At 39.1% G+C, this 20,393-nt stretch carries 17 protein-coding genes; 4 read left to right on the top strand and 13 right to left on the bottom strand.

Going from position 1 to position 20,393, the window contains the following annotated elements; translation table 11 throughout:
- Window positions 1-2: 2 nt before the first annotated feature.
- From HZ311_RS01590 to rpsB, 13 genes are all read right to left on the bottom strand, one after another.
- The gene (locus HZ311_RS01590; protein WP_010735196.1) at window positions 3-314 is read right to left on the bottom strand and encodes a YlxQ-related RNA-binding protein; all 312 of its coding nucleotides are present in this window, start codon (window positions 312-314) and stop codon (window positions 3-5) included.
- Window positions 311-604, bottom strand: coding sequence for an RNase P modulator RnpM (gene rnpM / locus HZ311_RS01595; RefSeq protein WP_010735195.1), 294 nt, complete (start codon window positions 602-604; stop codon window positions 311-313). Before rnpM ends, HZ311_RS01590 begins: the two co-directional genes overlap by 4 nt.
- A gap of 23 nt (window positions 605-627) precedes the next feature.
- Entirely contained in the window at window positions 628-1,815 is a 1,188-nt protein-coding gene (gene nusA, locus HZ311_RS01600; RefSeq protein WP_010735194.1) for a transcription termination factor NusA, read from the bottom strand.
- A 21-nt stretch (window positions 1,816-1,836) separates the two neighbouring features.
- On the bottom strand, window positions 1,837-2,310 hold the full coding sequence (rimP, locus tag HZ311_RS01605) for a ribosome maturation factor RimP (RefSeq protein ID WP_010735193.1): 474 nt from the start codon (window positions 2,308-2,310) through the stop codon (window positions 1,837-1,839).
- A 205-nt stretch (window positions 2,311-2,515) separates the two neighbouring features.
- Window positions 2,516-6,868, bottom strand: coding sequence for a PolC-type DNA polymerase III (locus HZ311_RS01610; RefSeq protein WP_137072540.1), 4,353 nt, complete (start codon window positions 6,866-6,868; stop codon window positions 2,516-2,518).
- A gap of 404 nt (window positions 6,869-7,272) precedes the next feature.
- The gene (locus HZ311_RS01615) at window positions 7,273-8,982 is read right to left on the bottom strand and encodes a proline--tRNA ligase (protein ID WP_010735191.1); all 1,710 of its coding nucleotides are present in this window, start codon (window positions 8,980-8,982) and stop codon (window positions 7,273-7,275) included.
- A gap of 58 nt (window positions 8,983-9,040) precedes the next feature.
- On the bottom strand, window positions 9,041-10,309 hold the full coding sequence (gene rseP, locus HZ311_RS01620; protein WP_062805088.1) for an RIP metalloprotease RseP: 1,269 nt from the start codon (window positions 10,307-10,309) through the stop codon (window positions 9,041-9,043).
- 200 nt (window positions 10,310-10,509) lie between these two features.
- Window positions 10,510-11,310 (bottom strand): phosphatidate cytidylyltransferase, encoded by an 801-nt coding sequence (locus HZ311_RS01625; protein WP_023519848.1) that lies wholly within the window; start codon window positions 11,308-11,310, stop codon window positions 10,510-10,512.
- Window positions 11,307-12,113, bottom strand: coding sequence for an isoprenyl transferase (locus tag HZ311_RS01630; RefSeq protein ID WP_010735188.1), 807 nt, complete (start codon window positions 12,111-12,113; stop codon window positions 11,307-11,309). The genes HZ311_RS01625 and HZ311_RS01630 overlap by 4 nt, the downstream gene beginning before the upstream one ends.
- Before the next feature lie 180 nt (window positions 12,114-12,293).
- Window positions 12,294-12,851 carry a ribosome recycling factor gene (gene frr, locus HZ311_RS01635; RefSeq protein WP_178946444.1) on the bottom strand — a complete coding sequence of 186 codons (558 nt, stop codon included), beginning with the start codon at window positions 12,849-12,851 and terminating at the stop codon, window positions 12,294-12,296.
- 3 nt (window positions 12,852-12,854) lie between these two features.
- Window positions 12,855-13,577: a UMP kinase gene (gene pyrH / locus HZ311_RS01640; protein WP_010735186.1), complete on the bottom strand. Its 723-nt coding sequence runs from the start codon at window positions 13,575-13,577 to the stop codon at window positions 12,855-12,857.
- Between the two features lie 234 nt (window positions 13,578-13,811).
- Complete coding sequence (tsf, locus tag HZ311_RS01645; protein WP_010735185.1) at window positions 13,812-14,693, bottom strand: translation elongation factor Ts; 882 nt, start codon at window positions 14,691-14,693, stop codon at window positions 13,812-13,814.
- A gap of 102 nt (window positions 14,694-14,795) precedes the next feature.
- The gene (gene rpsB / locus HZ311_RS01650) at window positions 14,796-15,578 is read right to left on the bottom strand and encodes a 30S ribosomal protein S2 (protein ID WP_010735184.1); all 783 of its coding nucleotides are present in this window, start codon (window positions 15,576-15,578) and stop codon (window positions 14,796-14,798) included.
- A 374-nt stretch (window positions 15,579-15,952) separates the two neighbouring features.
- Here rpsB and HZ311_RS01655 point away from each other — a divergent pair, with 374 nt between their 5' ends.
- The 4 genes from HZ311_RS01655 (at window position 15,953) to HZ311_RS01670 (ending at window position 20,041) form a co-directional block, all read left to right on the top strand.
- Entirely contained in the window at window positions 15,953-16,432 is a 480-nt protein-coding gene (locus HZ311_RS01655; RefSeq protein ID WP_010735183.1) for an arginine repressor, read from the top strand.
- A 400-nt stretch (window positions 16,433-16,832) separates the two neighbouring features.
- On the top strand, window positions 16,833-17,816 hold the full coding sequence (locus HZ311_RS01660) for a hypothetical protein (protein WP_023519851.1): 984 nt from the start codon (window positions 16,833-16,835) through the stop codon (window positions 17,814-17,816).
- Between the two features lie 53 nt (window positions 17,817-17,869).
- Entirely contained in the window at window positions 17,870-18,850 is a 981-nt protein-coding gene (locus HZ311_RS01665) for a hypothetical protein (RefSeq protein WP_023519852.1), read from the top strand.
- Between the two features lie 192 nt (window positions 18,851-19,042).
- On the top strand, window positions 19,043-20,041 hold the full coding sequence (locus tag HZ311_RS01670; protein WP_023519853.1) for a hypothetical protein: 999 nt from the start codon (window positions 19,043-19,045) through the stop codon (window positions 20,039-20,041).
- The last annotated feature ends 352 nt before the right edge of the window (window positions 20,042-20,393 follow it).

Here is a 20,393-nt window from a genome sequence, read left to right on the forward strand (position 1 = left end):
TCCTAACCTTCAATTAGCTCCTTGACCTTTTTTGCAAAGCCGGTGTCCGTGATTCCTATCACTTTCCGAGGTTTACCGATCATCTGCGTGATTTCTTCCTCAGAAAACAGCTCAAAGCAAGGAACTTCGTAGTACGAACTCTTATCTTTGATTTTTTTTCTGGTATTCTCACTGGCATCACTTGCGACGAAAACGATCTTGGCTTTTTGACGACGGATGTCTCCGATCGTCAATTCTTCACCTGTGATCATTTTCCCTGCACGCATCGCTAGACCAATAAGATTCATGGCTTTTTGCCGATTCATTCCATTCATTCGCCAAATAGCTCTTTTCGGGCTTTTTGGTGAGTGACGTAATCTAATAGTTCTTGATAAAATTCATCTGTTAGCTTAGCTTCAAGTACACGATCCAAGAGATGTTTATCCCAAGCTTGTTGTACTTCCTCCGGCTCAAGTGAGACATACGCTCCTCGTCCAGGCATTTTTCCAGTAGGATCGATCGATACCACACCTTCTTTTGAACGTGTGACACGAATCATCTCTTTTTTTGGTTTCATTTCACCTGAAACCACAGATTTGCGTAAAGGGATCTTCCTTTGTTTCATCTCTTTGCCTCCTTCACTAGCAGTTAAATTTCTTCTTGTTCAGTTACTTCAGCTGTTTCGTCTTCAAATGCGATTGTTTGATATTCATCATCTGTCAAATCTGATTGGATGATTGCTTCATCGTGTAATTCTTCAGAGATTGCTGCTTCTGCCTGAGCTTTTTTCTCATAGAATTCAGTCATGTCTGACTCTGATTTGATGTCGATTTTGTGGTTCGTCAATTTGGCTGCTAGACGCGCATTTTGTCCACGTTTACCGATTGCCAATGACAATTGATAATCCGGTACAACGACCGTACAAGCTTTTGGATTTTGTTCGTCAAAAATGACATCCACGACTTGTGAAGGATTCAATGCGTTCGCAATGAACACCGCAGGATCTTCATCCCACTCGACGATATCCATGTTTTCGCCCTTCAATTCATTCACGATCGCTTGGACACGTTGGCCTTTAGGACCAACACACGTGCCGACAGCATCGATATTCGGATCCGTTGAGCGGACAGCCACTTTTGAACGATCGCCTGCTTCTCTAGCCACACTGACGATTTCAACAAGTCCATCATAAACTTCTGGTACTTCTTGTTCGAACAAGCGACGCAAAAGATCAGGATGACTACGGCTAACAAAGACTTGAGGGCCTTTTGATGTATTCTCAACACGTGATACATATACTTTGATACGATCATGTGGTTGATAAAATTCATTTGGCATTTGGTCTTGTTTTGATAGTACCGCTTCGATTTTACCTAAATTGACATAGATATAACGTTTGTCTTGACGTTCAACGATCCCTTGCATAATGTCTTTTTCATAAGCACTGAATTCGTTATAGATGATCGTGCGTTCTGCTTCACGTACACGTTGCAAGATGACTTGCTTCGCTGTTTGGGCAGCGATACGACCGAAATCTTTTGGTGTGACTTCAAAACGGATCTTGTCACCGATCTCGTAAGCAGGATTGATCAACAAGGCGTCTTTCAAAGATACTTCTAATTGTGAGTCCATCACTTCTTCAGTGACTTCTTTCACTGCATAGACATGGATCTTGCCTTTTTTTTGTTCAAATTCTACTTCTACGTTTTGTGCTTGCCCATAATGGCGTTTGTATGCAGAAACTAACGCAGCTTCTAAAGCGTCGATCACGATTTCTTTTGAGATTCCTTTTTCAGCCTCTAAAGCATCTAACGCGTTCAACATTTCTTTACTCATTCTTCTGTTTCCTCTCCGTGATTAAAATTGGATTGCTAAGCGAGCTTTGGCAATATTCTTACGGTCAAAAACAATTTCTTTTTCCCGTGTCTTTATGCGTATCTTCAATGTAAGCTGTTCAGCATCAAATGATTGGAGAAAACCTTCGTATTGTTTTTCTCCGTCAACTGGTTGATATAAAGACACATGGATATACTCTCCTCGTGCTTTTTCATAATCTGCCTCTTTTTTCAAAGGGCGTTCTGCGCCTGGAGATGATACCTCTAGGAAATATGCTTGTGGTATCGGGTCTGGCTCTGTCGTATCAAGTTTCTCACTTAATTTTTCACTGACAAATGCGCATTCTTCAATGTCGATTCCGCCTTCTTTATCTATAAACACCCGTAAAAACCAGCTTTTTCCTTCTTTGACAAATTCTACTTCTACTAGCTCAAACTTTTGTTCATCTAAGATCGGTGTCACCATTTCTGTGACTGTTTCAACGACGCTACTCAAAGATTTCGCCTCCTTAAAATTAGATCCGTAATTCCATTAAAAAGAGTGAGCGAAAATTCCGCTCACTCACAGTTAGTATCATTACCTTGAATAACTATAACATAAATCACTCTAAATGACAAGCCATATCATTAGAACCAACTGGCAACCAGCTTTACTAATCTTTGCTTTCATTTTGATTCATTTTCATTTCTCACGTTGACTTTTATAACATATCAAATAACGATAATTGATTTTCATCAGGTAAATCTTTCAAGACACCATTTTCTGTCATATACTCGATCAATGTCTTCGAGACTTTCCCACGAGTTGCCAAGTCTTCTTTGGATAAGAAAGGACCATCTTTTCTAGCTTCGACGATTTGTTTCGCTACGTTGGCCCCTAAACTTGGTACCGCACGGAATGGCGCAATCAGCGTGTCTCCTTCGATCACAAAGTTTACTGCATCGGATTTGTATAAATCGATCATTCCGAATTTCAAGCCACGTTCTAGCATCTCATTGGCTAACTCTAAAACTGTCAACTGATTCTTTTCTTTTACAGAAGCATCTAAGCCTTTATCCGTGATTTCCTTCATCGCCTCTTTCACTGCTTCTTTTCCTTTGCACATAGCGACAAGATTAAAGTCATCTGCACGAACGGAAAAATAGGCACAGTAATACAATATCGGAAAATAAACTTTGAAATAAGCAACCCGTAGCGCCATCAAGACATAAGCAGCCGCATGGGCTTTCGGGAACATGTATTTGATTTTCGAACAAGAATCGATGTACCAGTCAGGTACGTTATTTTCTTTCATTGCGGTCAAATACGTTTCACGCAATTCGTCAGGGATCTTATTCCATAATCCTTTACGCACCGTCTCCATGATTTTGAACGCCATCCCACTATCTAAGCCAGCATGGATCAAATAAACCATGATATCGTCACGACAGCCGATTACTTCAGCCAGCGTCGCATCCCCACGTTTGATCAATTCCTCTGCATTCCCTAACCAAACATCCGTACCATGAGAAAGACCAGAGATCTGCAATAATTCCGCAAAAGTCGTTGGGTGTGTTTCCTCTAACATCCCACGAACGAAACGTGTCCCAAATTCCGGTATCCCTAATGTACCTGTTTTAGAATAAATCTGTTCTTGTGTGACTCCCAAGACTTCGGGTCCAGAAAAGATCCGCATGACTTCTGGATCATCGGTTGGGATCGTTTGTGGATCAATCCCAGATAAATCTTGCAACATCCGGATCACCGTTGGATCATCGTGTCCCAGGATATCAAGTTTCAAGACATTGTCATGGATCGAGTGGAAATCAAAGTGGGTCGTTTTCCATTCTGAATTCTGATCGTCTGCCGGATATTGGATCGGCGTGAAATCATATACATCCATATAATCGGGGATAACAATGATCCCTCCTGGATGCTGTCCGGTCGTTCGTTTGACCCCAGTAGCACCTTTGGCTAAGCGATCCACTTCGGCGCTGCGGTAATGCAAGTTGTGGTCACGTTCAAACCCTTTAACGAATCCATACGCCGTTTTATCCGCAACAGTACCGATCGTTCCCGCACGATAGACATATTCTTCGCCAAACAATACTTTCGTATAATGATGGGCTTCTGCTTGATAATCCCCTGAGAAGTTCAAATCGATATCGGGTACTTTATCGCCATGGAAACCTAAGAATGTTTCAAACGGAATATCATGCCCATCTTTATTTAAACGAGTACCGCATTTTGGACATTTTTTCTCAGGCATATCAAATCCTGAACCATAAGTTCCATCTTCATAAAATTCCGAATACTGACAATCTGGGCAATAGTAATGAGGTGCCAATGGATTGACCTCTGTGATCCCTGTCATGGTTGCGACGAAACTAGAACCAACCGAGCCACGAGAACCTACTAAATAGCCATCTTCATTACTTTTATGCACTAACTTTTGTGAAATCAAATAAATCACTGAGAAGCCATTACCATTGATCGAATCCAGCTCTTTTTTCAGACGCTTTTCTACGATATCCGGTAATGGATCACCATACATTTGTTTTGCCTTCGAATAACTTAGATCCGTGATTTCATCTTCCGAACCAGGAATTTTAGGGGTATATAATTCATCTTTCACTGGCACGACTTCTTCACAGATATCTGCAATCTTATTGGTATTTTCAACTACGATTTCTTTTGCTAAATCCGTACCTAAGAAGGAGAATGCAGTCAGCATCTCATCTGTTGTTCTGAAATGCACTTCGGGCAGACTGTGACGATTCAATGGATTGGCTCCCCCCATCGAATTGACCAAGATTTTACGATAGATCGCATCTTCTTCATTCAGGTAGTGGACATTTCCTGTCGCTACAACGATTTTATCTAATGATTTGCCGATTTCTACTAAGTTACGAATGATTTCTTCTAAGTCATGTTCATTTTTGACAAGCTCTTGCTCCAGGAGTGGTGCATAGACAGCTTTAGGCATGACTTCGATATAGTCATAAAATTTCGCCCGGTTACGTGCTTCTTCTACCCCTTTTTGCATCATGGCTTCAAAAATCTCACCCTTGTCACAGGCAGAGCCAACTAACAAATCTTGTCGGAATTTTTTCAGCTGTGATCGGGGGATTCGTGGCACGCGTTCAAAATAATCGACGTTTGACATCGAGATCAATTTGAACAGGTCTTTTAATCCAGCTTGGTTTTTAGCCAGTAATGTGACATGGAAAGGTCGCGCCCGTTTGTAAGAATCACCTTCACCTACATGGGCATTCAACTGATCGTGATAATACATTTCGTGGTTTTCCATCGCTTCTTTGATAAATATCCAAGCCAGATGTCCGGTTGCTTCCGCGTCATAAATCGCGCGGTGATGTTGTTCCAAGCTAACACCGAATTTTTTGGATAGTACACCTAAACCAAACCGTTTGAATTGTGGATATAAATAACGAGCTAATTCTAAGGTATCTATAACTGGATTGGCTGCTTCAGGGATGTTGTATTTGGCATAACTTGTATTCAAAAATCCCATATCGAATGCCGCATTATGGGCAACTAGGATCGCATCTTTTGAGAATTCCAAGAATAAGCGTAAAACTTCCTCCTCAGATTTTGAACCGCGAACCATTTCATCCGTGATCCCTGTCAAATCAATGGTTGTTCGTGATAAGGGATGTCCAGGATCGATAAATTCATCAAAACTTTCGATGACATTTCCTTTGTACATCTTAACAGCAGCTAACTCGATGATCGTATCATAAACAGCAGACAAACCTGTTGTCTCCACGTCAAACACGACATAAGTGGATTCACTCAATGAATCATGGGCGTCATTATACGCAATCGGCACCCCATCATCGACCACATTCGCTTCGACACCATACAAGATCTTCACACCAGCTTTTTTCCCTGCACTATGTGCCTCTGGAAATGCTTGTGCACCGCCATGGTCAGTGATTGCAATTGCTTTATGTCCCCACTTACCTGCCTGTGCCACAAGATCTGAAATATTGTTCGTTGCATCCATAGTACTCATATTACTATGAAGATGTAATTCGACACGCTTTTCCCCTTCAGGAGAATAATCTTTACGTGGTGCATGTTTGACTTCTAAAATGTCTTGGGCATTCATCACTAGGTCACGAACAAACGTGTCTTCTTGTACACTCCCACGAACTTTCAACCAACTACCCGTACTGATTGCTTCAAAGATTTGTTCATCTTTTTCATTATTTGAAAACTTTTTGACGATAAATGAAGAAGTGTAATCTGTGATCTTCAATGTCAAAATCTTACGTTTTGAACGAAGCTCGCGTACTTCTTTATCGAACACGTAGCCTTCGATCGTTACCCGGCGTTCCTCTTCCAAGATATTGATCATCGGTGTGATAGGCTCATCATTCGGGATATTTCTACCTAGCTGGATTGGCCCGTCAAGCGCTGGTAATTGCTCTTTGCGCTCTTTTTTCTTTTGTTCATGAACAATCAAGCTTTCAGCTGCTTGTTTCATGAACGCCTCAGCCTGTTCTTGTCGTCTTTCTTCAAAAAGCTTTAGGACTCTTTCTGCTTGTTGCTCATCAACTTCTGGTTCGATTCGAAACTTAGGAAAACCGTAACTAACAAATAACTGTTCTACTAATGGCAGATATTGTTGTTTAAGATAGCCGATCGCTCCTTCACCATCAACAGGCAAAATCACCTTATGCTCTTTGATCATTGGTACTTGCGTCTTTAATACCTTTTGTACTAAAGGTGTATCGCATTGCTGACTTTCCAGTGCTTGCGACCAATAATCTTGTAAGAGTTGTTCATCGAATGTTTGATCCGCTGCTTGGACTGTGATTTTCACCTCAGCAATTTCTTTGAATGCAAGTATAACATGCTGCACCAGCGAGCGATAAAGCATCACAGGCAAAATAGCTGGAAAACGTAACGTAAACTCCCACAGACGAGATTTACGATGGACCACCACCTGTTCCATTTCCCCAGCAGAAATAAGCGGATGTGCTTTTTCTGTTTCTTCTAATTGGATCTGCTCCAATAATTTCTCAAATAACTCTCGTTTTTCTGACAAAAATATACGCCCTTTCTGTCAAGACCAGAAATTATTCCATTTCCGACCCTTACTTTTCAATACTATTTAGTATAACCCTTTTTAGGGAAATTTTCATTAAGGTTGTAAGAAAAGCGCTCTGACCTGAGCAGTAAGATGGAAAATCAGAAAATAGCTTTTCATATTTTTTAATTTTCCAGCTTAATGTTGAAGGTTAGCTTTTCGAAAACCGTTTATCAGGTTGTGAAAAAAGCGATCAGCACTGAGGAATAAGACAAGAAAATCGAAAAATGGCTTTTTCATTTTGATTTTTTTGGCTTATTATTGAAGTGTTGCTTCTTGAACACCGTTCATTAACTGAAGAAAAGGAAATGAAAAAGTCGCTTCCGTCTTCTAAAAGACTGATACGACTTTTCCACTCTTATTTATTCGCCTTGATTCAATAAAATCGGTAGTGTATTTACGAGTTCTTCTTTCCGAACTTCGACCATTTCACCTGTTTTTTTGATTTTCACTTCGACGATGCCATCTACTGCTTTTTTACCGACGGTGATACGGATTGGACATCCGATCAAATCAGAATCAGCAAACTTAACACCGGCACGCTCATTGCGATCATCAACAAGTACTTGATAACCGGCTTCGTTCATTGCTTTTTCCACTTCATTCGTCAAGTTCGTTTGGAACTCATCTTTTAAGTTCATTTGTACGACATGCAAATCAAATGGTGCAATGCCTTTTGGCCAGTGAATACCGTTTTCGTCAGCATTTTGTTCAACGATCGCTGAAAGTAGACGGCTCACACCGATACCATAGCAACCCATGATCACGTGTTTTTCACGACCATTTTCATCAAGAACAGTAGCACCCATTGATTCACTGTAACGTGTACCTAGTTTGAAGATATGCCCAATCTCGATTCCTCGAGTGAAGGCTAATACGCCATTATTATCTGGCGAAGGATCGCCTTCTTGGACAAAGCGTAAGTCTTCATATGCTAGGACATTGAAATCACGTTCTGGATTGACATTGATATAATGGTAGCCAGTTTCATTCGCTCCCGCAATCGCGTTGGCCAGATCTTGAACATGACGATCCGCATAGACTTTGACTTCTTCTGCTACACCGATTGGTCCAACTGATCCAAAATCAGCGCCTAAATAGTTTTTCGCTTCTTCTTCTGTTGCTTCTTCTAAGAAATCTGCACCTAAGAAGTTTTTCAATTTCACATCATTGACTTCATGATCGCCGCGAACTAAAACTAGAACAGGCTGCTCATCTGCTGTGAAAAGTACAGACTTAATGATTTTTTGTGGTTGAACGTCAAAGAAAGCTGCAACCTCTTCGATGGTTTTCACATCTGGTGTTTCTTTCTTTTCCATTTCCAATTGTGTTTCATGGGATTTTTTTGGCACATAGTAGCTCGTCGCCATCTCCAAATTTGCTGCATAGTCACTTTCTGTTGAATAACAAATCGTGTCTTCACCAATTTCTGAGATTGCCATAAATTCTTTTGAGTCTTTTCCGCCCATCGCCCCACCGTCACCGATGATCGCGCGGAACTCTAGACCACAACGCTTAAAGATCTCTGTATAAGCTTTTTCATAATCTTTGTATGTTTCATCCAAACTCTCTTGAGACGCATGGAAAGAATAAGCATCTTTCATGATAAACTCGCGTCCACGCAATAGTCCAAAACGGGGACGTTTTTCATCACGGTATTTTGCTTGGATCTGATAAAGATTCAAAGGTAATTTTTTGTATGAATTGACTTCATCACGGATCAATTCTGTAAATGTTTCTTCATGTGTTGGTCCTAAGATCATCTGACGATCGTTACGATCATTCAAGCGATACAAGTTGGGACCGTATGTTTCATAACGACCAGATTCTTGCCATAACTCAGCAGGTAAAATCGCTGGCATCAACATTTCTACTGCGCCGATTTTTTCAAATTCTTCGCGCATGATCGTTTTTAATTTTTCTAATACACGATTTGCAAGTGGTAAATAAGAATAGATTCCAGCCGAAACCTGACGAATGTAACCGGCACGTAGTAAGATTTGATGACTTAATACTTCCGCATCATTTGGAACTTCTCTTAATGTTGGAATCAACATTTTTGATTGTCTCATTATATAAACTCCTTTATTCCTCAAATAATCTAACGCATGTCATTATACCCTACTTTTTCTAGAAAAAGAATCGTTGAATGTCATTCCATGTTACTAATACCATCAATAGCATCAGGAAGCCAAAACCAACGAGCGTCAAAACGCCTTCTTTTTCCTGACTAAGTGGTTTACCACGGACACCTTCAAAAATATTCAAGACTAGTTTTCCACCATCTAATGCTGGAATCGGTAATAAATTGACGATCCCTAAATTCATGGATAAGATAGCCATCAAACCAATGACTGTCATGATCCCTTGATTCGCTGCCTCAGAAGACAATTGGAACATCATCACCGGTCCACCTAATTTGTCCAAGCTAAAGCCGGTAAATAATGAACCTAATGCTTTGAATATTTCCAAAGAGCTACTAAATGCACGTTGTGTTCCACCGATGATCTTATCGAAGAAGCCAGTTTTCATTGGCGCTTGTATCCCAAGTTGACCAATTTTTTCACCATTTGACTCAATTGCTTTCGGTGTCACTTCAACAGAAGAAACCTGTCCATTTCGTTCAACTTCAAAATCAAGTGGTTTATCTGGATTTTCAGTAATGATCGCTGTCAGATCATTCCATGTTTGGATTGATTTTCCCTCTACTGAAAGAATTTCATCATTTTCTTTCAGTCCGGCTGCAGCCGCAGCTCCGTCTGGCGTAACAACACCGATTTGGTTGGTATTTGTGACAGTCACCCCGCCTTGCATGAACGCTAATACGATGAATAATAGAATTGCTAGAATAAAATTATTCATTGGACCTGCAAAGTTAGTTAACATTCGTTGCCATAATTTGGCTGATTGGAACTGCACATCTCTCGGTGCGATCCTCAATTCAGTCCCATCCGCCTCGATGATCGAAGCATCGTGATCCACTGCATACGTTACTTCTTGCGTTTCATCACCATTCACATAACCTGTGATCGTGAGTGCTTCATCAAGATCATAACGGATCAATTCCATTGGGATCGCATTGGTCAATTGGATCTTTTTGCTTAAATTGATTTTCTTTACGACATGATCTGAATCCATCAAGAGTGATAACGGCATTCCTGGGGCCATTTCCGTTTCGTCGTCCCCATTCCCAGCCATTCTCACATAGCCACCGATCGGTAACAAACGCAATGTATAAGTCGTGCCGTCTTTTGCTTGATGACCGTAGATTTTAGGTCCCATGCCAATCGCAAACTCGCGAACTAGGATTCCTGATCGTTTCGCAAAGAAGAAGTGGCCAAATTCATGTACGATCACTAAGATGCCAAAAACGATAATGAACGTGATAATTGTTCTCATCCTATTCTCCTTTACATTAATCATTATTTTTTATTCAGTTAAAATAAAACTACTTAATTTTACCATATTATCGACACTTCACCAAGCACCTATTAAAATGTAAAAAAATAAAAATCCTGTAAAGAATCTCCTTACCGATCGTGTCTGATTGACGGACGAAAAACTTTTGGCTTCGGAAGCTTCTTTTACAGAATTTTTATTTATATCAATCCAAATAAGTACATGACTGGAAAGACGAACAATAGACTATCGAATCGATCTAAGATCCCACCGTGTCCAGGTAAAATGTTCCCTGAATCTTTGACCTCATAGTGGCGTTTAATTGCCGACTCGACTAGATCCCCAAATTGGCCTACGATCGATAGAATGATCGTTAGGAGTAACATGACGAATAAGCCATGTCCAAACAATTCTTGTGGTGGATAAAGTAAGAAATATAGTAAGGCAACAACTAACGCACTACCTATTCCCCCTAATGCACCTTCAATCGTTTTATTGGGTGAGATATCTGGCCATAGCTTACGCTTACCAAAACGTCTACCAACTAGATATGCGCCAATATCGGTTGCCCAAACGATGAACAAGCCAAAAAGTAATACGTTGATTCCTTCTGTACGCGCACTAACAAAGTTTTGAAAACCAAAACCGACATATAAACTAGTAACAACTGGAAAACCAGCTTCATCGATCGTATACATATTTTTTGAGAAGACAGCGGCACCCAATAGGATCATCACAGTCAAATAAAACAACATAAATTCATTTGTTTGTTCAGGTAAAAAGAAAAACCAGCGCTCTTTCGGCAGGACAAGAAAAACTGCACCAATGGCAGAAAGAACTCCTTCAAAACTTAATAGTGTCAATCCTTTCATACGAAAAAGTTCATAGACACCAACTACTGCTAATAAAGCCGCTACTAGCTCAAGACCAATTCCTCCGATCCAAATGATCGGAATAAATAATGCCAATGCTACGACCGCAGTGATCACACGTTGCTTCATGATTGTTCTCCTTTATCTACACTTTTTACGCCACCAAAACGACGGTCTCGATGTTGATAAGAAGCGATTGCTTCCTCTAAATGGGCGCCGTCAAAATCTGGCCATAAGGCTTTTGAAAAATATAATTCACTATAAGCAATCTGCCACAATAAGAAATTACTGATCCGTTCTTCGCCACTTGTCCGGATGACTAATCCTGGATCGCGAAGTTCGGGAGGTAAGAAACCGGTCATCAAATGATCCGCGATCATGTCCTCGTCGATGTCTTCCGTAGAAAGATCGTTTTCTTTTACTTGTTCACTGATTGCTTTGACTGCAGAGATGATTTCTGCCCGACTACCATAATTCAGTGCGAAGTTTAAGATCATTCCCGTATTTTCTTTGGTTTGTTCAATGGCACGGCGTACTGCATCTTGCGTATGTTCCGGCAAAAGTTCTTCATAGCCCATCACTTGTACCTTGACATTTTCAGCAATCAACTCAGGGACGAACGTATCAAAAAAGTCTACAGGTAATTGCATCAAAAAATTGACTTCCTCTTTTGGACGTTTCCAATTTTCGGTTGAAAACGCATAGAGCGTTAACACCTTTACCCCAAGTCGAGAAGCTTTTTTAGTGACTTTCTTAACGGTTTCCATGCCTTCTTTGTGGCCAGCCACTCGTGGAAGACGACGGTTTTGTGCCCAACGACCATTCCCATCCATGATGATGGCGATATGTTTCGGGATATCTCTCTGCGCATCAAAATGGTGCTCACTTTTTTCTTGAATATATTTGTTTTTTTGCGGAAAAAAACGTAACATTCTTTTTCCTCCCATACTAAAAAATTACAACTATCTTTACCATTATAGCAATATCTATCGTTATTTCCTATGGTATAGCCCTTTTTTTACGCAAATTCAAAGGATTTTTTAGTTTTTCTTAGTCAAAAAGTAAAAAACAGGAGACAGCACTTCACACTGTCCACCTGTCTTTATTGATTCTTATACTTCAAGCAATTCTTTTTCTTTGTCTGCAACGATACGATCTACTTCTTTGATACTATCATCTGTTAGAGTTTGCACTTCTTTTTCTAAGTCACGCAAATCATCTTCTGTGATATCGCCATTTTTTTGTTGTTTCTTGTACTCATCGATTGCATCACGACGAATGTTACGGACAGCGATTTTCGCATTTTCAGCTTCTTTTTTCACGTCTTTCGCTAATTCTTTCCGACGTTCTTCTGTTAACTGAGGAATGACTAAACGGATCACATTTCCGTCATTTGTTGGGCTGATACCGATGTCGCTTGCCATGATCGATTTTTCGATGTCTTGAAGCACACTTTTATCGAATGGTGTGATCATCAATACTCTTGCTTCTGGGATCTGGATCGATGCTAATTGGTTCAATGGTGTTGGTGCGCCATAATAATTAACAGTTATACGATCTAATAAGCTCGCATTCGCACGGCCGGCACGGATCTGTCCAAGTTCACGTTGTAGATTTTGTGCTGCTTTTTGCATCTTGTCTTTTGCTTCTGTCATAATTGCATCTGCCATTGTTTATTTCCCCCTTACGGTTGTTCCGATATTTTCACCTAAGATTGCTCGGCGAATGTTTCCATGTTCATTAAGATTGAACACAAGTAACGGGATATCATTGTCCATACTCAATGAACTAGCAGTTGAATCCATTACTTGTAATCCTTTTGCAATGACTTCCATGTGTGTCAATTCATCGAATTTCACTGCTGTTGAATCGATTTTTGGATCGGCAGAATAAACACCGTCAACATTGTTCTTAGCCATTAAAATAACATCAGCGCCAATTTCAGCTGCACGTAATGCCGCAGTTGTATCTGTAGAAAAATAAGGGTTTCCAGTACCACCGGCAAAAATAACGATGCGCCCTTTCTCTAAATGACGCTCTGCTTTACGACGGATGTATGGTTCTGCGATTTGTCGCATTTCAATTGAGGTTTGTACGCGTGTAGGAACACCAACATTTTCTAATGTATCTTGTAATGCTAAAGCATTCATCACAGTTGCTAACATGCCCATGTAATCCGCTTGTGCACGTTCCATCCCCATTTGTGCGCCAATTTGACCGCGCCAGATATTTCCACCGCCGACAACAATTGCCATCTCTACGCCTAACTCGTGGACTTCTTTGATTTCTTGGATGATTTCTTTGATAACTGGTGGTTTGATTCCAAACCCTTCATCTCCAGCTAAAGCTTCTCCACTTAATTTTAAGACGACACGCTGATATTTTGGTGTGACCATGTTCATTCCTCCAATATTTTCTATTGACATTCTACCATATCCAGATAGTTTAGGCACGAAAATACCTATGCTCCTGATATCTCTTGCCCTAAAAAAAAGAGCTGTGACGAATGTCGCTGCTCCTCATTTCATTCAAATAAGCGATGGAATCGATGGGGGCACAAAGAAAACGGAGAATGATCTTCATTTTCTTTGCCCCAAACATCGTCCCATTGATCAAGTCTATAAACCGGATTATTTTTTCACTTGGTTCATTACTTCTTCTACAAAGTTATCTTCGCGTTTTTCGATACCTTCGCCGACTTCAAAGCGGACAAATGATTTCACAGTTGCGCCTTTAGAAGCAACAAATTTTTCAACAGTCATATCAGGATCTTTAACGAATGGTTGGTCAACCAATGCGATTTCAGCTTTAAATTTGTTTAAGCGTCCTTCAACCATTTTTTCAACGATGTTCGCTGGTTTGCCTTCGTTCAATGCTTGTTCAGTCAAGACTGTACGTTCGTGATCTAATTCAGCTTCAGGAATTTGTGTTTCGTTTACATAACGAGGGTTGATCGCTGCTACGTGCATCGCTACGTCTCTAGCTACTGCTTCGTCAGTTGTACCTTCTAAAACAGCTAATACAGCAATACGTCCACCCATGTGTAGGTAACCGCCAAATGCAGCGTTGTCATCTTTTTCGATTACTTCAAAACGACGGAAGCTGATTTTTTCACCGATAACTTGTGTTGCTTCGATCAAGTCAGATTCAACTGTTCCTTTTGATGTTTTGATTTTCATTGCTGCGTCCATGTCAGCTGGTTTGTTTTCAGCAACTAGTTCAGCGATTTCTTTTACTAAGTCTTGGAACATTTCGTTTTTAGAAACGAAGTCTGTTTCTGAGTTGACTTCAACGATTGCTGCAGTATTACCTTTCACTGCAACTGAAGCAAGACCTTCAGCGGCGATACGATCGTTTTTCTTCGCAGCTTTAGCCATTCCTTTTTCACGTAAAAGATCTACTGCTTTTTCGATGTCACCTTCAACTTCAACCAATGCTTTTTTCGCGTCCATCATTCCTACGCCAGTCATGTCGCGTAGTTCTTTTACCATTTTAGCTGTAACGTCTGCCATTTTTTCTTCCTCCTAGTTGTATGCTTTTTCTTTAAAAAAAGCTGTTTCAAAGGAGAGTGAGGCTTGTCGCCTAGCCTTTGAAACAGCTCCATCATTTAAAAATTATTCTGCTGAAGAGTTGTCGCCTTCAACAACATCAACGATTTCTTCGATTGAAGTCGCTGTGTTTTCTGCTGAAAAATCTTCTTCAACTACTTGATCTTCCCCTTGATTTCCTTCGATGAAAGCATCAGCCATTTTTGAAGTAATCAATTTAACGGCACGGATTGCGTCGTCGTTTGATGGGATAACTACGTCGATCTCATCTGGATCACAGTTTGTATCAACCATTGCTACGATTGGGATATTCAATTTGTGTGCTTCTTGAACGGCAATGCGTTCTTTACGTGGGTCAACGATGTACATTACATCTGGGATTCTTGGCATATCAGCGATACCACCTAAGAATTTTTCAAGACGTTCACGTTGTTTGTTCAAACCAGCAACTTCTTTTTTAGGTAGAACTGCAAAAGTTCCATCTTCTTCCATTGCATTGATTTGTTTCAAACGAGCGATACGTTTTTGGATCGTATCCCAGTTTGTCAATGTTCCACCTAACCAACGGTGGTTTACAAAGTATTGTCCAGCACGAGTAGCTTCATCTTTGATTGCTTCTTGTGCTTGTTTTTTTGTACCTACGAATAAAGCAACGCCGCCTTCTTCTGCTACGCTCTTCATGTAATCGTAAGCTGCATCTACTAATTTAACTGTTTTTTGCAAGTCAATAATGTAGATTCCGTTTCTTTCTGTGAAGATGTATTTCTTCATTTTTGGGTTCCAGCGACGCGTTTGGTGACCAAAGTGTACGCCGGCTTCTAGTAATTGTTTCATTGAAATTACTGCCATGTTTGTTTCCTCCGATTTGGTTTTTATTTTCCCTCTTCTTGTCTTCCAACTCGCTAGCCAACTTTTACAAGCACCGACCAACGATCCAACAAGAATGTGGATTTATTGAGTAGTGACGCAAGATACACCAAAGTGATCTTTTTCTGCTCAACATTCAATAGTTTAACTGAATTGGGCATAAAATTCAAGAAAAAAAATCAACTTACTTAATTTTTTGTGTCTTCTTTTTCTCCCTCTCATTTTTTTATTTTATTTCTTTGTTTTTTTATAAGGAATTCGTGAAAAAATAAACAGGTAACTGGAAAATAAAGATGGGCAATTCAACGTTTTTTTGTTATGATACTTGTGAAAAGTTTCGTTAAAGGAGAACTAAAATGCGAAAAACTGAGCGACACTTGTTGATTAAACAAATCATTGAAGATTATACGATCCGTACACAAGATGAAATGTTAGCTAAGCTGACTGAAATGGGTGTATCTGCGACTCAAGCGACGATTTCAAGAGATATACGTGACTTAAAAATCGTCAAGGCGCCTGATGAAAATGGTGTTTCCCATTTTGTCCTGTTCAAAGAAAAGGAGACAGCTGAATCAAAAAGCGAAGATGAAAAACGTTTGATCCAGATGATTGAAGATATCGTGTTAAAAGTGGAACGAGTTCATTTTTTGACTATCGTCCACACCTTACCAGACAACGCACCATTGTTCGCTGCTGTCTTAGATGAAATCAAACCGCCTCATATCGTTAGTACGATTGCTGGCTTTGATACAACGATCATTATTTCGAAAGATGATGAAGATGCGCAGTTAGTTGAAAACTTCTTGCATCATCCCACTACAGCTACAATTTTTTAAATACCATAACAAATAGTAATTGTATCTATATTTTTTGATGTTGGTGAAATTTGCCAGCATCTTTTTTATTTGAATCAATACTAGAGAAGAACCTTGAACCTCTCTCAAGTTGACTTAACCTTCAGTTACTACGAAATTTCCGCTATACCTCGCACTCAATGCCTCATAGAAACAACAATAGTAATGTTTTCCACTAGTAGAATAAATACAAATTTGAGAAACACCACAAGCGCTAAAAACCATATAAAGCTTATTTAACTTTGAATTAGGCAGGTATTGCTTGTTCCATTATAAACCTCCACTTTTTTCTGATTGACGAAAAAACAGGCCCCCACACTACTTATTTACATGTCATACTTTAATTTAAAAAACTTTTATAGCATAGAAAGGAAAAACGATTATGACCTTCTTTCCCTTTGTCGATCCCAACCGTCGACCACAAGCAGAGATCAAAAAAATGACAGAAGAACTTACTCGAAAATTTCATGCAATCGATCCAGATTTGACTTTGATACATAATGATAACTTTATTGATTACGGTCCGGAGGTCTTTCCACAACTTTCGTCGATTTACTGGGATCCTCGCGTGGCAAATCATCCGATGGAACATTTTGTGTACTCGGAGTACCAACTTAGATATAAAAACTATCCTCTTTACTGGTTTACTCCTTATGGTGAATGGCTTTACGAAACTTATAAAAAACCTGGAGGAACTCCAGATCCAGAAAGAAAAACTTTAAAAATGATTGAACAGACTCTCCTAAGAATCATTCATGACTATCAAGTGCGTAACCGACTCTACTGGAAAGACTTATTTACAGAAAAACAATTTGAACAGGAAAAGTTAGAACCTTATAAACGATTATCACAATTCGTTGGACCAGTAAAAATCATTAGTTCGCCAATTAGTTTCACTGACCCCAAACATCGATCTTTAGCTGCTGTAGAAAAGAATACCGAATTTTTAGAAACTCAATTAGATCACTTAGATTCTCAATTAACGGTGATTCATGATGATTCTTATATTGATTTTGGTCCGGATATTGGCCATTTTCTTGCGGAATGTCCTTATGATCCTGAAGAAGACGAGCCAGATGATCCTAGACGTTACTTATCTCACTATGATTACCACATTTATTTTAATGAGACAGCCATTTACGGACTTTCTCCTTATAGTATAGGAACTAGTTTTCATGGCGACTTCTTTAATGGGGGGATTGCTAATGTTACGTACCTTGGACTTAGTAAGGAACTAGATGATGCGATCGAAGTGATTATGAGGAAATATATGCTCTATAATAAATATTACTGGCGCAACAATTATTCCTATGAAGATTTCCAAAAAATAGTGCGTAACTATAAAAAGACATGGAAGTTGAATTAATTCAACATCTTATGATTGAACTAAAAAAATCTTGAACAGAAAGGATAGTAACTATGACCTTCTTCCCCTTTGTCGATCCCAACCGTCGACCACAAGCAGAGATCAAAAAAATGGCAGAAGAACTCACACAAAAATTTCAAGCAATCGATCCAGATTTGACTTTGATACATAATGATAACTTTATTGATTACGGTCCAGAGGTCTTTCCACAACTTTCGACTATTTATTGGGACCCTCGTGTGCCAGATCATCCGATGGAACATTTTGTGTATTCGGAGTATCTGCTTAGATATGGCGGCTATCCTCTTTACTGGTTTACGCCTTATGATGAACAAATTTACGAATATTATAGAAAACCGAGCGGGGCTTCAGATTCTTCTAGACAAGCAGTAAAAGTGATTGACCAAGCTATCTTAAAAGTCATTCATGATTATCAAGTGCATAACCTGTTCTATTGGAATGACTTATTTACAGAAAAACAATTGGAACAGGAAAGGTTAAAACCTTATAATCGTCCATCACAATTCATTGGACCAGGAGAACTCGTTAGTTCGCCGATTAGTTTCACTGACCCCAAGCATCGACCTTTGGCTGCTGTAGAAAAGAATACTGAATTTCTGAAAACTCAACTAGAACAATTAGATTCTCGATTAACTATTTCTCACAATGATTCGTATATTGATTTCGAACCAAAAATAAGTCGTTTCTTAGCTGAATGTTCCTATGATCCCGAAGAAGATGATCCTAACGATCCGATAAATAAATTATGTGGTGAAGAATATAAAATTTATTATGATAATATTCTACTATTCAGCTTTTATCCTTTTCAATTAGGCTACGGTTATCATGGTAATTTCTACGAGGGAGGCATTCCTAACACAACGTATCTTGGGTTAAGTCAAGAATTCATAAATCAAATTGATAATATTATCTCAATTTATATGATTTTTAATCTATATTATTGGCGTGATCAGTATTCTCCAGAGGAATTCCAGTATGAAATTCATAAATATAAGAAAATGTGGTGCTTATAATAACCAAGCAACACTATTCTTTACTATGATAAGAAAACCGATTTAATGCTTAAATAGGTGTCCAACCTAGATGTTTATTATCGCTTTACTCAAGTTCTCTTCACTTCGACTTTTACGAAAAAAATTCTTTAGAATGCCTTTTAACATGTTATGATTCAAATAAAAAACCTTGAATAGAAAGGAATAATACCTATGACCTTCTTCCCCTTTGTCGATCCCAATCGTCGACCGCAAGCCAAGATCAGAAAAATGACAGAAGAACTCACACAAAAATTTCAAGCAATCGATCCAGATTTGACTTTGATACATAATGATAACTTTATTGATTATGGTCCAGAGGTCTTTCCAAAGCTATCGAAAATTTATTGGGACCCTCGTGTGCCAGATCATCCGATGGAACATTTTGTGTATTCGGAGTATCTGCTTAGATATGGCGGCTATCCTCTTTACTGGTTTACGCCTTATGATGAACAAATTTACGAATATTATAGAAGCCCTGGAGGGAATGCAGACTCGCGAAGAAAAACTTTAAAAATGATTGAACAGACTCTCCTAAGAATCATTCATGACTATCAAGTTCATAACCTTCTCTATTGGAAAGATATATTTACAGAAAAACAATTTGAACAGGAGAAGTTAAAACCCTACAAGAGAGTATCGCAATCTATTGGACCTGGCGAACTAATTAGTTCACCAATTAGTTTCACTGACCCCAAGCATCGACCTTTAGCTGCTGTAGAAAAGAATACGGAATTTCTAGAAACTCAGTTAGATCAATTAGATTCTCGATTAACCGTGATTCGTGATGACTCATACATTGATTTTGATCCAGATATCGGTCATTTTCTTGCGGAGTGCCCTTACGATCCAGAGGAAGACGAGCCAGATGATCCTAGACGTTATTTGTCTAATGAAGAGTATACAATTAGTTACGGCGGTATTTCTTTATTTGGTTGTTCCCCTTATCAATTAAGCTATGGAATACATGGGGATTTTTATAACGAATGGATGTTTAATACGGACTACCTTGGTTTAAGCGAACAATTGAATAATTCAATTTTAGCTATCATCTATCAATATCAACAGAACAATTTATATTATTGGCGTACTGTGTATACACCTGAAATGTTTCAAAAAAAAATCAATGAATATAAAGAAAGAGGTTTAAGCAGGCTTGGAAAAAAACTTTAAATAGATTCCGATAAATAAAAAGACCAATATCAAAGCTTGAAAAATAGTTTTGACATTAGTCTTTTTATAGTTAATTAATAAGTCCCACATCTGCGTTTCTTATTCACCCATGTCATTAGAAAATCTTTTACTTCAGAGTATATATTTATTTTAAAATAGGATATGCTGATACCACCAGTTACTACGAAAGTTCCGCTATACCTCGCACTCAATGCCTCATAGAAACAACAATAGTAATGTTTTCCACTAGTAGAATAAATACAAATTTGAGAAACACCACAAGCGCTAAAAATCATATAAAGCTTATTTAACTTTGAATTAGGCAGGTATTGCTTGTTTCATTATAAACCTC

Source organism: Enterococcus mundtii (assembly GCF_013394305.1).
GTDB classification, from domain to species: domain Bacteria; phylum Bacillota; class Bacilli; order Lactobacillales; family Enterococcaceae; genus Enterococcus_B; species Enterococcus_B pernyi.

What these genes read in the sequence shown, in the direction of transcription:
- HZ311_RS01590 (WP_010735196.1), bottom strand. Translation starts at nt 314, where the DNA reads ATGAATGGAATGAATCGGCAAAAAGCCATGAATCTTATTGGTCTAGCG.
- rnpM (WP_010735195.1), bottom strand. Translation starts at nt 604, where the DNA reads ATGAAACAAAGGAAGATCCCTTTACGCAAATCTGTGGTTTCAGGTGAA.
- nusA (WP_010735194.1), bottom strand. Translation starts at nt 1,815, where the DNA reads ATGAGTAAAGAAATGTTGAACGCGTTAGATGCTTTAGAGGCTGAAAAA.
- HZ311_RS01615 (WP_010735191.1), bottom strand. Translation starts at nt 8,982, where the DNA reads ATGAGACAATCAAAAATGTTGATTCCAACATTAAGAGAAGTTCCAAAT.
- rseP (WP_062805088.1), bottom strand. Translation starts at nt 10,309, where the DNA reads ATGAGAACAATTATCACGTTCATTATCGTTTTTGGCATCTTAGTGATC.
- HZ311_RS01625 (WP_023519848.1), bottom strand. Translation starts at nt 11,310, where the DNA reads ATGAAGCAACGTGTGATCACTGCGGTCGTAGCATTGGCATTATTTATT.
- HZ311_RS01630 (WP_010735188.1), bottom strand. Translation starts at nt 12,113, where the DNA reads ATGTTACGTTTTTTTCCGCAAAAAAACAAATATATTCAAGAAAAAAGT.
- frr (WP_178946444.1), bottom strand. Translation starts at nt 12,851, where the DNA reads ATGGCAGATGCAATTATGACAGAAGCAAAAGACAAGATGCAAAAAGCA.
- pyrH (WP_010735186.1), bottom strand. Translation starts at nt 13,577, where the DNA reads ATGGTCACACCAAAATATCAGCGTGTCGTCTTAAAATTAAGTGGAGAA.
- tsf (WP_010735185.1), bottom strand. Translation starts at nt 14,693, where the DNA reads ATGGCAGACGTTACAGCTAAAATGGTAAAAGAACTACGCGACATGACT.
- rpsB (WP_010735184.1), bottom strand. Translation starts at nt 15,578, where the DNA reads ATGGCAGTAATTTCAATGAAACAATTACTAGAAGCCGGCGTACACTTT.
- HZ311_RS01655 (WP_010735183.1), top strand. Translation starts at nt 15,953, where the DNA reads ATGCGAAAAACTGAGCGACACTTGTTGATTAAACAAATCATTGAAGAT.
- HZ311_RS01660 (WP_023519851.1), top strand. Translation starts at nt 16,833, where the DNA reads ATGACCTTCTTTCCCTTTGTCGATCCCAACCGTCGACCACAAGCAGAG.
- HZ311_RS01665 (WP_023519852.1), top strand. Translation starts at nt 17,870, where the DNA reads ATGACCTTCTTCCCCTTTGTCGATCCCAACCGTCGACCACAAGCAGAG.
- HZ311_RS01670 (WP_023519853.1), top strand. Translation starts at nt 19,043, where the DNA reads ATGACCTTCTTCCCCTTTGTCGATCCCAATCGTCGACCGCAAGCCAAG.